This window comes from Vibrio sp. 1402 (assembly GCF_033340275.1).
On record NZ_JAWOWE010000008.1, the window covers coordinates 70,381 to 84,740 of the forward strand.

12 protein-coding genes and 1 tRNA gene are annotated in these 14,360 nt (G+C 44.2%); 7 read left to right on the forward strand and 6 right to left on the reverse strand.

Annotation, left to right across the window (positions count from 1 at the left end; translation table 11 throughout):
- The first annotated feature begins 108 nt into the window (after window positions 1–108).
- Window positions 109–1,542 carry a Na+/H+ antiporter NhaC gene (gene nhaC / locus R7044_RS15935; RefSeq protein WP_005380726.1) on the forward strand — a complete coding sequence of 478 codons (1,434 nt, stop codon included), beginning with the start codon at window positions 109–111 and terminating at the stop codon, window positions 1,540–1,542.
- 90 nt (window positions 1,543–1,632) lie between these two features.
- Here nhaC and R7044_RS15940 read toward each other — a convergent pair whose 3' ends face one another.
- The 3 genes from R7044_RS15940 to yejK all read right to left on the reverse strand — a co-directional run bounded on the left by R7044_RS15940 (window position 1,633) and on the right by yejK (window position 5,310).
- Window positions 1,633–2,796: a chemotaxis protein gene (locus tag R7044_RS15940; protein WP_225455677.1), complete on the reverse strand. Its 1,164-nt coding sequence runs from the start codon at window positions 2,794–2,796 to the stop codon at window positions 1,633–1,635.
- A 104-nt stretch (window positions 2,797–2,900) separates the two neighbouring features.
- On the reverse strand, window positions 2,901–4,229 hold the full coding sequence (locus R7044_RS15945; protein WP_031812878.1) for an Hpt domain-containing protein: 1,329 nt from the start codon (window positions 4,227–4,229) through the stop codon (window positions 2,901–2,903).
- 82 nt (window positions 4,230–4,311) lie between these two features.
- Window positions 4,312–5,310 (reverse strand): nucleoid-associated protein YejK, encoded by a 999-nt coding sequence (yejK, locus tag R7044_RS15950; RefSeq protein ID WP_005380723.1) that lies wholly within the window; start codon window positions 5,308–5,310, stop codon window positions 4,312–4,314.
- Between the two features lie 85 nt (window positions 5,311–5,395).
- Here yejK and R7044_RS15955 point away from each other — a divergent pair, with 85 nt between their 5' ends.
- The 3 genes from R7044_RS15955 (at window position 5,396) to R7044_RS15965 (ending at window position 7,699) form a co-directional block, all read left to right on the forward strand.
- Entirely contained in the window at window positions 5,396–5,623 is a 228-nt protein-coding gene (locus R7044_RS15955; protein ID WP_005380722.1) for a YejL family protein, read from the forward strand.
- A 22-nt stretch (window positions 5,624–5,645) separates the two neighbouring features.
- Entirely contained in the window at window positions 5,646–7,454 is a 1,809-nt protein-coding gene (locus R7044_RS15960) for a DUF3413 domain-containing protein (protein WP_005380721.1), read from the forward strand.
- A 154-nt stretch (window positions 7,455–7,608) separates the two neighbouring features.
- A tRNA-Ser gene (locus tag R7044_RS15965) sits at window positions 7,609–7,699 on the forward strand.
- Between the two features lie 194 nt (window positions 7,700–7,893).
- Here R7044_RS15965 and R7044_RS15970 read toward each other — a convergent pair.
- Window positions 7,894–8,817: a histone deacetylase gene (locus R7044_RS15970; protein ID WP_047104536.1), complete on the reverse strand. Its 924-nt coding sequence runs from the start codon at window positions 8,815–8,817 to the stop codon at window positions 7,894–7,896.
- Window positions 8,818–9,055: 238 nt separating this feature from the next.
- Here R7044_RS15970 and R7044_RS15975 point away from each other — a divergent pair, with 238 nt between their 5' ends.
- Window positions 9,056–9,745 (forward strand): SDR family oxidoreductase, encoded by a 690-nt coding sequence (locus R7044_RS15975; protein ID WP_005384911.1) that lies wholly within the window; start codon window positions 9,056–9,058, stop codon window positions 9,743–9,745.
- Between the two features lie 183 nt (window positions 9,746–9,928).
- Window positions 9,929–10,135, forward strand: a complete 207-nt coding sequence (locus R7044_RS15980) for a hypothetical protein (protein WP_005380717.1) — start codon at window positions 9,929–9,931, stop codon at window positions 10,133–10,135.
- A 50-nt stretch (window positions 10,136–10,185) separates the two neighbouring features.
- Here R7044_RS15980 and R7044_RS15985 read toward each other — a convergent pair whose 3' ends face one another.
- Together R7044_RS15985 and R7044_RS15990 are read right to left on the reverse strand one after the other, a co-directional pair.
- Window positions 10,186–12,147, reverse strand: coding sequence for a DNA topoisomerase III (locus tag R7044_RS15985; RefSeq protein ID WP_047104534.1), 1,962 nt, complete (start codon window positions 12,145–12,147; stop codon window positions 10,186–10,188).
- Between the two features lie 103 nt (window positions 12,148–12,250).
- A complete protein-coding gene (locus tag R7044_RS15990; RefSeq protein WP_005380711.1) occupies window positions 12,251–12,799 on the reverse strand; it encodes an NAD(P)H nitroreductase in 549 nt (182 codons plus the stop codon).
- A 173-nt stretch (window positions 12,800–12,972) separates the two neighbouring features.
- Between R7044_RS15990 and R7044_RS15995 the strand changes: the two genes are divergently transcribed.
- Entirely contained in the window at window positions 12,973–14,289 is a 1,317-nt protein-coding gene (locus R7044_RS15995) for an MFS transporter (RefSeq protein ID WP_025767195.1), read from the forward strand.
- Window positions 14,290–14,360: the final 71 nt, after the last annotated feature.

Sequence of the window (14,360 nt, forward strand, 5' to 3'; positions counted from 1 at the left end):
CAAGATAAAACACCAAATGTTCGAAATATAATTTTTGTTAATGTATGTTATGCGCGATTACAACAAGGAGCGCCTTCCTCTATTGCTCCAAGATTGACAGAGGCACATATGAAGCAAGTTACACCACGCCTACCAAGCTTGATACAGGTATTTATCTCGCTCGGTTTATTTCTCCTGCTGGCATTTTCGTTCACAGCCAAGCTAGACCTACCGATTCAGCTAGCGCTATACATAGGTTGGTTCATTGTCATGATATTGGGCATAAAGCTTGGCCATCAGTATAAAGATCTGGAAAAAGCAGCACTAAATGGCATTTCCAATGGACTTGGAGCCGTTTTAATCCTTTTGGCCGTTGGCGCGCTTGTAGGTACTTGGATCTCTGGTGGTATTGTTCCAACCATTATTTACTACGGCCTTAAAGCAATCCACCCTTCCATCTTTTTGCTCGCGACCATGATCATCTGTTCATTGACTGCGCTAGCGACTGGCACATCTTGGGGTGCGGCTGGCACGGCAGGTATTGCAATGATGGGTATCGGTCAAGGTCTTGGTGTTCCTGCGCCAATCACTGCAGGTGCCGTACTTTCAGGCTGTTACTTTGGTGACAAAATGTCGCCTCTATCGGATTCAGTAATCCTTGCTTCATCTATGTCTAACGTTGAAGTGATGGAACATATTAAAGGCATGTTGCCGATAGCACTCATTAGCTACATTATTACAGGCATTATGTTTACTGCATTTGGCTTCCACTACGCAGGTCAAGTTGACATGAGCCAGGTAGACTCTGTCATTAAAGCGATGGAACAGCAGTTCTACATCACCCCTTACTCATTTGTTCCTGTGATCATCGTATTGTCACTTCTAGCGATGCGTATGCCTTCATTCCCAGTGATCAGTTTTGGTTCTCTGCTAGGTATTATTTGGGCAGTGATGATCCAAGATGTCGATTTCCTAACCGCGTTCAACACGGCTTGGGCTCCGTTTGCAATCTCATCTGGCGTAGATTTCATTGACTCAATCCTTAACCGTGGCGGCATGTCTTCAATGCTTGGGTCGGTAGCGGTTATCGTATTCGGCCTTGGTTTTGGCGGTCTACTAGATAAAGTAGGCGTGCTAGAGACTATCGCGAAGCTGTTTGAAAAACGCGTTCAAAGTGCAGGTTCATTGGCAACAAGCACAATTGGTACGGCCTTTATGGGCAACGTATTTGGTTCAGCGATGTACGTTTCACTTATTCTGACCCCAAAAATCTGTGCGAAGAACTATGACCGTCTAGGCTACAAACGTAAGAATTTGTCTCGTAACGCAGAATTTGGCGGCACGCTAACCTCAGGTATGGTCCCTTGGAGTGACAACGGTATCTACATGGCCAGTATTTTGGGTGTTGCTACACTGTCTTATGCCCCGTTCATGTGGCTGAGTTTTGTATGTATCATCGTAACGATCTTCACTTCTTACATGGGTTGGTTTGTTGATAAGTGCGAACCAACAGCAGAAGCAGTTGAAGAAGCTGAAGGCGAATTAAAGCAGCAAACCGCTTAACTTCGCAGAGATAGGAAGAACCTCCCTTCCGAATTCAATACTAAAAAAGAGCACTTTAAAGCGCTCTTTTTTTATTTCCAAAACAAATCGTTAGCTTTGTTTGACTGGCGTTTTCACGGCTGCACGCTTCCCAAACCAATAGCCCAAGCCAAGCGGTGCAAAGAATATAACGGCAATGAACAGAATAAAGTAGATGATGGTACTTTTGACAAGTTCAATCAGCTTAGTCATTGCGAGATTCACAACCTCTTGCGACACTCGATCCATATCTTGAGCAAACTTCTCGCGCTCATGGGTAATGATCTGTGCGATTTCTTGACGTTCTCTGGCAACCATCAGCTCTATAGCTTGGCGTTCTTCACCCAACTGAGATAAACGCGCCTCCGTCCTTTGATCGATATCGTCAACCAAAGGTTGTAACTCCAGCGCCATTTGTTCTGCCAAATAACGCATGTACTCTGGGTTGTTATCGATAAAATCCCTCATCGAATCAGCGGTAACTTGCAAACTATTGAGCGCCGCATTGACTTTTTCGATACTGGCAGAGCTATTCAAGGCCAACAACTGCGCTTTCCACGTCATAATTTTTGGTGTCTGTTCTGATACCAGACTTAGACGTTCAGAGACATCCCCAAGTGCTTCTGGCATCGTGCCTAGCGTTGTAACGGCTTCCTCTTCGCTAATTTGGTTTGCATCTAACCACCCACGGTAAGCCGGAGTCCTAATCATGCTTAAATCAGCGAATGGATGCTGCTTGGCGAACTCTGCAACAAACGTTTGTGTCTTGATGTATGCTTCTTTCTTCAATAAAGATTGAGCCAGTTTATCTACCTCTTTCGCTAAATAAACGGAAACTAACTTGGCCTCATCAAACGCAAAGAGCTCATTACCAGAAGCGGTAGTAAAGAACTGTTCCATTTGTAGCGTGAAAGTCCATGTATCAATCAGTGCAGCCATTGGGGACACTTGATACGCAGAAGCTTGGATGCCTTCTTCAGCATTTATCTTCCAAAGTAAAATATAAGATTGATGAACTTTATCATGAGGATCATATTGTTCGTGTAGTGCATCTGCTGCTTGCTCAACCTGAGCAAAAAACTGCTGCGCATACTCACGAGTCAAAAGACGCATATTGAGCTCTTGTTTGGTAAGAGGGACGGTTTGACTCTCGATCTTGACTTCGAGCAGGGAGCACCCTGAAAGCATCATAACCAGCCCTATCAACATCATTGAAGACATTCGGCGAACGGACATGAAAACACCTTTAACAAATTGTATAGAACAGGAATAAAGCGAACTAAGTCATATAGTTCGAGCCTTTATTACCTCAACTCTTATGACATTAAGTCAGAGCAATATCAATCTGTTAGCGCTTCTGTTATCTTTTCACTATTGAGAACATTATTAGCAAAAAGTATGGTTTGTTTTAGGACATCATCTAAACATGCCAACTTCTCTTCCGGCACTTTTTGCCCTTGTTTAATCAACAGTTCAATATCACCCGAAATACAGTGCAATGGCATTGCACCTAAACTCCCTGAGACCCCTTTAAGACTGTGTGCGGCTCTTTGCGCTTGCTCTTTATCCTCTTCTAACAGCTGATACATTTTAGTGCCATCGCCAGAGTGGTCCTGAATAAAGACCTCCAGTAACATCCGCACAGCGCCCTCGTCACCAGACAGAGAATCTAACATTTTATTGATATCTATGTACGGCTCACGTTCCACTACTTCCACTTGTGATGAATTCACCTCATTACAACTTTTTTCGTTCATTTGGACGTTTTGAAAATTTTCTGACTGAGCTGAGGGAACAGTGTTAGCTCCATTTTCATCATCGCCAACTTGCTCTGACTTTTTATCATCGGTTCTGGGTAGTGGTATCGGTTGAATCGTTTTTGGGGAGAAGGCTCCCCATGAAATGAGGAAAAGGAGCAAACCACTGATTACAGACAGCCAAACAATAAAAGTCATTAGCTTCTGTTCCAACTGCTCATTTATCGAAGTTAACTGGTTCGGGAAATCTGGATTAAGCAGTTGATTAGATAAATAACTGCCCTGTGCCTGAGCAGATAGTGCGCTTGAGGTTTGAGCAAGCTGGCGCTGAAGAGCGCTTCGCTCTTCGGGAGAGAGCGTCTCTGATTCAATAAAAAGTCGGTCTAAGTCACGGTAAGTATCGCTATTCGTTGCAGAGTCACTAAAGACAGACTCAAAAACAAGCGCACCTAAGCGATAGTACATTGCCTGAATTTGCTCAGAGTTTTCTGTTCGAGCACGGCTGCTTCGTAACTGTTCTGCTAACGAAACCAATTCACTGTCACTTCTTACAAAAGCTCGAGCACTTTCTAAAAATCGGTCGGTCGTATAAAGTAATTGAGTGATGTCTGGTGTGATTTTCCCTTCAGAAAACTCACTTTCAAGCTGTAAGCGAACTGCATAAGCCAACTGAAGTTTCAGTGAAATTTGGTCGACGTGTTTAACACGGTAAGGCAGATCGAAGTTAAAAAAGTGCCTGACTTCTTCAACTTTACTTCCTAACTCATTTACAGTCGAAATCGTTTGAATCGTTTGTTTGGCTTGCAGCCAAATGCCAAGTGCTAAAACACACCACAAAACGAACCAGAACCAAACAAACCGCCGTATTCCTTCTTTTAGCTTCAGCAACACTTGCCCCTCGCATATCTCCATTAATTACAAGCATATACTATGGATGTTTCTTATTCACATAAAAAAAGAGAGCCGTTTGCTCTCTTTATTTAACGATATGATTTTAATTGCGACTTAACTGATCTTTTAGATTTGGAGGCGTCCCTTTAATCGTTAAGGTATCCGTCTCTGGATCATAAAAAATACGCTCGCCAAGTAAGAGACTATCGAAGCTAATATTCAAACCACCACCAGCTCCAACAAATTTAGTCAGTTTGCGAACCGTCGCACGATCACCTGGGAAAGACTCTTCAAGCTCGTACCCTTGCTCTTTGGTGAAATCCATAAAGCTCGTGCCATCTTGGCTTTGAGGAAGCTCTCCGGAAAGCTCTGAGATTTGAACCTCATCACCGGATTTAATTTGCTCATTGCAGTAGTCGTAAACTTGTTTCTTGTACTCGTTCACTTCTTGCTTTTCTAGCTTCGAGTCAGCACAAAAATCATCCACCGCCTGCATCAACACTAAGTTTTGTTGTTTAGTATCTAAGCCAATATCCGCTTGCAGAAAATCTAGGAAGAAGTCCGCCACTTTACGGCCAACACGTCCTTTAATGTATTGCAGATAACGATTGGATTCCTTGTCGGTCTCGTAGCTCGACAGGTCGATGCGTGCGGCAATATCCATTTTGGTGATATCTAAGTAATCTGTCGCACTGATGTCCAAACCTTCGGTCACTTTTAAACTCTGATTCATTGGTAAGATACCGATGAACAAGTAGTCCGTTGCTAAACTCTGATACTCAGCGAAAACCAAGATACCTTCATCCGCAAATGGGTACTTAATCAACTCTTCTTTCAAGCGATTTGCACTAATTTGTGAGAAGTCGTAAAAATCTCGCTCTCCTTTGCGCATTTCTTGAAGCCAAAATTGAAATTCGCTGTCTGACTGGAAAGCGCCAAAACCTTTACCAGCTTTAGAATGGAATACTCGGTGAAGCTCAGCGACTAAGTTTTCTGTAGATGCATCGTTCTCTAATGATGCTGGACGAAAGTTTACAACCAGCTCGTCCTGATCGTTTTTGCACAGTTGATGCAGAATAACGTTTGAAAGATGAAGACTCATAGTGATTTTATCTTGCTACAAGGTTTTAGTTGATGGGCATTGTAGGTTATCATAAGCCGCTTTTACTATCATTATTAGAGTCTTTATGCCGATTACATCTAAATATACTGACGAGCAAGTAGAAAAAATTCTTGCTGAAGTAGCAACAGTTCTTGAAAAACATGCTGCTTCTCCTGAGTTGACGCTAATGATTGCCGGAAATATCGCAACCAATGTCTTAAATCAACGTGTTGCTGCTTCACAACGCAAAGCGATTGCTGAAAAATTTGCTCAGGCGCTGATGTCTTCTTTAGAAACACCAAAAACACACTAATCACGGACAATAGAACACATACATGGTAGACAGCGGAAACTCATACGGCGAACGTGTATCTCGACTAGTTGGTTGGGGTCACTGGTTTGCATTCTTCAATATCGTTGCATCGATGTTGATAGGCACACGCTACATTGTTCAGTCTCCTTGGCCCGAGACGTTACTTGGTCAGTTTTATCTGGCGGTTTCTTGGGTTGGTCACTTTGGCTTTCTAGTTTTCGCACTTTACTTGCTTGTTCTATTCCCGTTGACGTTTATCCTGCCATCGCGGAAATTGTTCCGTTTGGTGGCAGTGATTTTCGCAACCGTTGGGCAAACCATATTATTAATTGATACCCAAGCGTATCAGTCGATCAATTTGCACTTAACTCCCGTTGTCTGGGAGTTACTATTCAGCGAAGACAAAAGTGCACTCAGCACTGACCTACAACATTTATTTGTTGTGATGCCGCTGATCTTCCTTATTCAACTCGCACTATCCGAATGGGTATGGCGAAAACAGCGCAAACTATCTCATAAGCACGTAGGACGCCCTCTCGCGGCCGTCTTTTTCCTCAGCTTTATGACCAGCCATTTGGTTTACATTTGGGCAGATGCGTATTTTTACAACCCAATTACTAGCCAGCGTTCAAACTTCCCGTTGTCTTACCCGATGACAGCGAAGAGTTTTATGGAAAAACATGGTCTACTTGACCGTGAGGAATACCTAAAACGTTTAGCAGAAAACGAAGGCAACGTAGAGTTAGTCAACTACCCTCTTGAAAAGCTTGAGTTTAACCGCCGAGTTAATAAGCTCAATGTGTTGATGATAAGCATAAACAATTTACGAGCGGATGCGCTGAACCAAGAAGAGATGCCTAACCTCTATGAGTTTGCTGAAAACAATCAGAACTTCCGTAATCATTACAGCTCAAGTAATGATACATACGGGGCCTTTGGTTTGTTCTATGGCTTACCGACCAGTTATGCATCAAGCATCAAGGCGCAAGGTGCTTCCCCAGTATTGCTCGATGTACTGAAAGATCAGGGCTACAACTTTGGTTTATTCAGTGGCAGTGGGTTTGAAGATGATCTCTACTCAGAAATTATTTTCCGCGACTTGAACTTAGCGGAAGACCTAGATGGCACGCAAGCTCATACCGATAAACAATCTATCGCAAACTGGAATACATGGTTAGCAGAGAAAGCAAGTCAGCCATGGTTTAGTTACATCGAAGTCACCACCGTTGATAATTTTGAATCGATTCCTTCAAATAATGACGAAGAAATGCCCGCAAGTGAGCGATTCAAAAAAGCTTATGAATATGCAGTGAAGTCGGCGGATAGAACTATCGCCGGTATTATTGATGAACTAGAAACGACGGGACAACTGACAAACACCATCGTAATCATCACTTCTAATCACGGTAGTGAATTTAACGAAACCAATACGAACAGCTGGGGAGCAAACAGCAACTACAGCCGTTATCAATTACAAGTTCCGATGGTGATCCATTGGCCTGGAATGCTGGCTGGCGAATTTAATCACAGCACAAGCCACCTGGACCTCTCGGTTACACTATTGCAAGATATGCTCGGCGTATCTTCCAACCCATATGATTACAGTAGTGGTCGCAACCTATTCGATGAAAGTCGTCGTCGCTGGATCTTGGCGGGCGATACTCGCGAGCTTGCCTTAATTACTAGCTCACAAACCACAGTGATCGATAAGTTTGGCAACTACAAGCTGTATGACAAAAACTACAAACGACTTCGAGATGATGCACCGAAGTTGCCAGTTTTGATGCAAGGTTTAACTGAGTTACAGCGTTTTTATTCTAAAAACGATTAATACCTAGCAATCCATATGCTATTCAAACTCCCCTTTTTGGGGAGTTTTTGTTTATTTCAACAACACAAACCACAAATTTGCGCAGTAAACATCCAATCAGTTCAACTAGGGGTTTACAACATTTTCAAAGCCTTATATTATGCGCCTCAACAACGGAGAGATGGCTGAGTGGTTGAAAGCACCGGTCTTGAAAACCGGCATACGTTAATAGCGTATCTAGGGTTCAAATCCCTATCTCTCCGCCACATTTAGAAAAAGCCCGCTAAGAAATTAGCGGGCTTTTTCGCATCTCCAGACTTAAAAAGATTTGTACAAATCACTTATCACTTCTTGAACGCAACTAAGCACTCCGCCACACTCAGAAAGAACCCACAAAAAATTAATGCCCTTTTCGTTCGTTCCAGTGTTGAATCAATTTGATATTTACGTCTAGTTGTATCTACTCATCAATAAAGACTTCTTTAGCGGCATTGATAAGCTGCAAATGGATTGGGACGAGGTCAGCATGATTCGTTCGATATCCACCTCCAACGACAGCTGCGACAGGGATACCTCGAGATTTCACTGTTTGCATTAAAAATCTATCACGTTCTAAGATCCCTTGCGTCGACACATCAAAATATCCAAGCTCATCGTCTTGATGTATATCGACACCAGCATCGTAGATAACTAAATCAGGGCGATGAAGATTAAGTGCCATATCGACCACTTCTTTAAACGCCATTAAAAAGTCCTCATCACCTGTTCCTCGCACCAAAGGCACATCGAGATCAGACTGAGGCTTCCTCGCTGGGAAGTTTTTATCACAGTGGAAAGAAAGCGTGATGATATCTGGCTCATCGTCACATAAAGTTGCTGTTCCATCCCCATGGTGAACATCACTATCAATGATCAATACGTTATCGACATGCTCGACTTCGAGCGCTTGCCTGGCCGCGATCACTAAGTCATTAAATAAACAAAAACCACTGCCAAACTCTTTGTGTGCGTGGTGATACCCACCACTCAAATGAATGGCCACACCGTACTCAAGTGCCTTTTTTGCGGTCAGAGCCGTGCCCGCTGCTGACGTTAGCGTTCTGGTAATGAGAGACTCACTCCAAGGAAAACCTATTCGGCGCATCTTCGCAGCTGGCATGTTTCCACTAACAAGTAACTCGACGTATTCCTCGTCATGAACACGTTTTACTTCCCCAACAGTTAATGCTTCGGGCTGGAAAAACTGCGTGTGCTCTTTCCAGTTATCTTTCTCTATATGCACCAATACCGATTCATAGAGGTACTGGTATTTCATAATTGGGTAACGATGCCCCTCTGGCAACTCAAGTTGAGAATAAATCGGGTGGTAGATAAATGGCAGCATGAGAAATTCTTAATAACAATGGTAACGAAATAGTATCAACTTAAAGGGTTGAATAAAACGCAATTTAATATACATATGAATTCTACTTTCTTTGCTATTCTCGGCGCACTGTTTGGCTCTCTTTGTGCCCTGTCCCTATTTTCATCTCTTGTTGTTGGTGCGTGGTGGTTGGTTGATTTTATTGTGCTTAACTAACACAATGACTTTCAACTGAAATCAAAAAAACATAGGTGTTTGTATGAGTCAAACCGTCTTTATTACCGGAGCAAATCGCGGCATTGGCCTTAGCTTAACTGAGCTGTACCTGAAGCAAGGCCACCAAGTACATGCTACTAGCCGTTCCTTAGAGAACAGTTCAGAACTACAAACTCTAGCCTCACAATTCAGCAATCTAGTTTTGCACGAACTGGATGTCACGCACTACGAACAAGTCGCTAAGCTTGCCGATAAACTCCCTGCCATCGACTTACTCATCAATAATGCAGGATATTACGGCCCCAAGGGATATGGCTTTGGAAATACTGACGTAGAAGCATGGCGTAAAGTCTTCGAAGTAAACACCATTGCTCCGTTAAAACTGGTTGAGTACTGTTACCCTCGCTTACAACAAGGCAAGATGAAAAAGATTGCTTGTATCTCATCAAAAGTCGGCAGTATGACCGAAAATACGTCCGGCGGCGGCTATATTTATCGCTCATCGAAAGCGGCGCTTAACTCGGTTGTTAAAAGCTTAAGTAATGATTTAACACCTGAAGGGTTTACTGTTTTGGCGCTTCACCCTGGTTGGGTAAAAACGGCGATGGGCGGGCCAAATGCTTTGATAGATACGCAAACCTCCGCGCAAGGCCTAGCGAACGTGATAGAACTGAGCACACCGCAGCTTTCAGGTCGATTTATTAACTACGATGGTACTGAGTTACCTTGGTAGCAGCATTAAGACAGAACCATCACTAAACCAAATACCATCAAAGCCAGGCTTCATAATCGTGACTTGGTTGGCAAACATAATGTTCATCAGTGATCCACCAGCATAATTCGCGCAATCTAACTTGAATTTATCTACATCCAATCCAGACTTAGGAAAAAGTAGAACAAATAAGGAGAAAGCTCGATGGCAGCAGATAGGGATTTGGTTAATTTTAGCGAAGAGCACGAACTAAATTACTGCTTGAGAAGTGCTGGTAAACGCCAAACTCAAGCGAATCGAGATACATTAGTTGACTTGGGCAACCAGGTGAAAGAGGTACTGGACAAACGCGTGTTAACTCAAGGTGAAGTAAGAGGCGCGATCCAAAACCACGGTGACCTGTTCGAGTAATCTATTTTCAAGCATGCGCGGTGTTTAATTACGCCGCGCTTGTCCTATGCCTACTTACCTTTGGTTGAACGAGATTTAGTCGCGCCACCATTCTTTGAATAACTGCGCTTTTTACGTTTAAACGCAGGACGTTCCACCTTGGGTAGATGACGTAATGAATCAGGGATAGGCCCTGCTTTTACTTGTGCCATCAAGCTATCAATGCGCTGTTCCAGTGCTTGCATGAACGGCTGATATGCGTGATTTCTCTCTGCCATACCTTGTAACTGGTGCTCCCAATGAGCCGTCATATCAGGGTATGTTGAATCTTCTGGCAAGGCATGAATGAGACCTCTTCCCGCAGGAGAACTGAGAATTGACTTACCTTGACGCGTAAGCAGTTGGCGTTTGAACAGCGTGTCCAAAATACCAGCGCGAGTCGCTTCCGTGCCTAGCCCATCAGTGTCACGAAGGATTTTTTTCAGTTCTTTATCCGCAACGTAACGGGCGATCCCGGTCATCGCTTGCAACAGCGATGCTTCGGTAAAATGCTTTGGTGGCTCGGTTTTTCGGTCTTTTATTTCCCCTTCACGACAAGTTAACACGGTGCCTTCGGGTAGCGGTGGCACGGCATCAATACCTTCATCTTCCTTGTCAGTTTTGCCCATTAGCGCTTTCCAACCCGGCGAAACTAACTGACGACCTTTCGCGACAAACGTACCACCAGCGATATCGAAAACCAATTTCGCTTCTGCGTAAACCGCCGCCGGATAGAACTGCATGAGGTACTGGCGCGCAATCAATTGATACACTTTCATCTCATTGCCGGAAAGCGCATTCACATTAGCTTGCTTCGGTGTAGGGATAATCGCATGGTGCGCATCCACTTTTTTATCGTTCCAGGCTTTGGACTTTAATGTTAAGTCTGCTCCCTGAACGGCAACTTGCAACTCTTTTGCGTTATTCGCAATAGCAGTTGTCACCGTCCCTGCTTGTGAGTAGTGTTCCATCGGTAAATAGCGACAATCTGAACGCGGGTAAGTGATCAGCTTGTGCTTTTCATACAATGCCTGACAAGTATCTAGTACTTGTTGCGCACTCATACCATAGCGCTTCGCGGCATCGATCTGTAAAGCAGATAACGAATAAGGTAATGGTGCTGATTGCTTGGTTTGCTTTTGTTCCGACTCCGTCACTTTTGCAGGTTGACTTGCGATACGGTTTGCAACATTTTCCACCAACTTACGGTTTAACACTCGACCTTCTTCGTCCTGCCAAGGCTTGCATGCCTCACTTGGCTTCCAACGAGCACGAATATCAAAAGTACCATTGGCATCTTGATATGGGATCAGAGCATGTAGGGTAAAATAGTCCTTCGGGACAAAGTTTTCGATTTCTTCATCACGACGCACCACTAAGCCAAGAACTGGCGTTTGCACTCGCCCTACCGAGAGAACACCTTGATACCCTGCTTTTTGACCAAGCAAGGTATAAGCACGAGACATGTTCATACCATACAGCCAATCAGCCCGAGAGCGGGCCAATGCTGAAACTGAAAGTGGGATAAACTCGCGATTACTGCGCATAGAACTGAGAGCACGTTTAACCGCAGGTAAGTTCAAGTCGGAAATCAGCAAACGCTGTGTGGATTCCTTCTTGGTTTTAGATAACTTGCAATAGTCGAGAACTTCATCAACTAACAGCTGACCCTCTCGATCTGGGTCTCCTGCATGAATGACTTCATTAGCTTCTTTGAGCAATTTACGAATCACGGTTAATTGCTTACTTGCACTTTTCCTCGGTCTGAGCTGCCATTGCTGCGGAACAATTGGTAAATCTGCCATATTCCACTTTTTATAACGCTCATCGTAAGCGTCGGGTTCGACTTGTTCGAGTAAGTGGCCGATACACCAAGTAACGATATCCCCGTTCCCACAGCGGATGAATCCTTGATCTTTCTTTTGAGGGTTTGGCAGTGCAGCGGCAATCGCACGGCCTAAACTTGGTTTTTCAGCAATAAACAGACGAGACATAACGTTTTGGAAATAAATATAATTAGGGCCACATTATCGAATGTAGCCCTAATAAATCAAGAAAAACTGTATAAATAAACAGTCAATTTATTTAAGTTTTCAGTTATAGGAATTCAACAAACTGAGAAAGGTCACGCTCAGGAACTTTCATCGGTGTACAACCAGGCGTGCCTAAGTACAAGAAACCAACAATCTCATCGTCACCCTCTAAACCAAATGCTTGATGAACTTCTGGATGGAACATCCACTTACCTGAGCGCCAAAACCCTTGAAAGCCTTGCGCTACGGCTGCCATTTGCATCGCTTGTACAGCGCATCCCGCAGATAAGTGTTGCTCTAGTGCTGGTACTTTCTCATGTTCTGTTACTTTAGCAATCACCGTGATCACCATTGGTGCGCGAAATGGGGCATTCTTTACCTTTTCGACCACCGCTTCATCACTATTTTCAGCTTCTGCCGCTTTTACCAATATATCTGACAGTTTTTTCAAACCATCGCCCTGTGCGATAACGAAACGCCAAGGGGTTAATCCCGCATGGTCAGGCGCACGAAGGCCAGCACGAATGATGTTCTCAAGTGCTTTACCTTCTGGAGCAGGCGCGGATAACTTCGCGATAGATCGGCGATTGAGCAAAAGATCGAGAGCGTCCATGAAAGAATCCTTATTGAATATCGTTGTTATTTTGTTTACGCCACTTTAGCACAATCTGCTCCTGCGAATAACAACCGGTTTTCTGTGGGCTTGATAACGAGCTTCACTTAACATCAATCTGGGTTTAATGTTAATTTATTCGCGAAATGAATAAGTTGAACATAGGCAGGTTGATGAACAAGGACAAACAAAACAGCATTTACGAAAAGATCGTTAATGACGAAGATGCCCGTGCCTGTAAGGCGATTCCTGAATCAGCTTGTCATCAAGTTCCCGGCAACTTTCTTAAAATCATTCTCGCTCAGTTTTTAACGAAGGTCGGCGATGCGTTAATCAACCCTAAAGTCACGTTGCCGTGGATACTACAAAGTCTCGGGGCTCCGGTTTACTTAATTGGTTGGCTGGTTCCTATTCGTGAGTCAGGATCCCTTATCCCACAACTTAGCATCGCGCACTACATCCGACGCATTCCAGTAAGAAAATGGGTCTGGGTAATTGGCAGCATCTTGCAGGCTCTTTCCATATTTGCAATCGGATTGGTCGCATTAACTCTAACAGGAGCAGCTGCGGGTTATGGTGTGATTGCATGTCTTGTGATCTTCAGCCTCTCACGCGGTTTAAATTCCGTCGCATCAAAAGATGTATTGGGCAAAACCATCCCTAAAAACCAACGAGGTCAAGTCAACGGCTGGTCTTCAAGCGCTGCTGGCCTGGTTACGCTGCTTTTCGCTAGCCTTCTGGCACTAGCCTGGTTATGGGACGTAGAGCCGACAGAGCGCTTTTACGGTCTGAGTTTAGGCTTAGCGGGCGTCATATGGCTCATCGCGGCATTCGTCTATGCGCGAATTAATGAGTATGCCGGTGAGGTAGACGGTGGTCGAAATGGCGTCCTCGAAGCATTTAAACAACTCGCGTTACTTAAGACAGACGTGACCTTTCGTCGATTCGTTATCACGCGGACACTATTTTTATGTTCTGCGCTGAGTGCACCGTACTACGTTGTGCTGGCACAGCAATCTCTGGGTGGACAGCTCTGGGTGCTAGCTCTCTTTATGTTTGCGAGTGGCTTAGCCTCCTTTGTGTCAGGTCCTTTCTGGGGAAGAATGTCCGATCGCTCTAGCCGCAGTGTGATGGTCATAGGCGCAATGATGAGCGCGCTACTTGGTGTTGTGTTATTTGTTTACGATACATGGGTCACCGCTAGCCAAAGCTTCCTATTCGTGATTCCTCTGCTTTACTTTTGTGTTTGTATTGCCCACGACGGAATACGAGTCGGACGAAAAACCTATTTAGTTGATATCGCAGAAGGTGACAAACGGACGAGCTATGTAGCCGTGAGTAACACAGTGGTTGGGATAATGCTGCTTCTAATGAGCTCTCTTGGTGTTATGTCGAACTTCTTGAGCCTTTCAGCTGTGGTGTTAGTGTTCTCTTTTATTACTTTTGCTGGCGTGGTAATGGCCAAACAACTGCCAGATATCAGTGACTAGTTCTATACAAAAAAGCTGCGCTCAAAGCGCAGCTTTTATGGTAAACACTGTGCCGTCCTAAATAAGGTTGA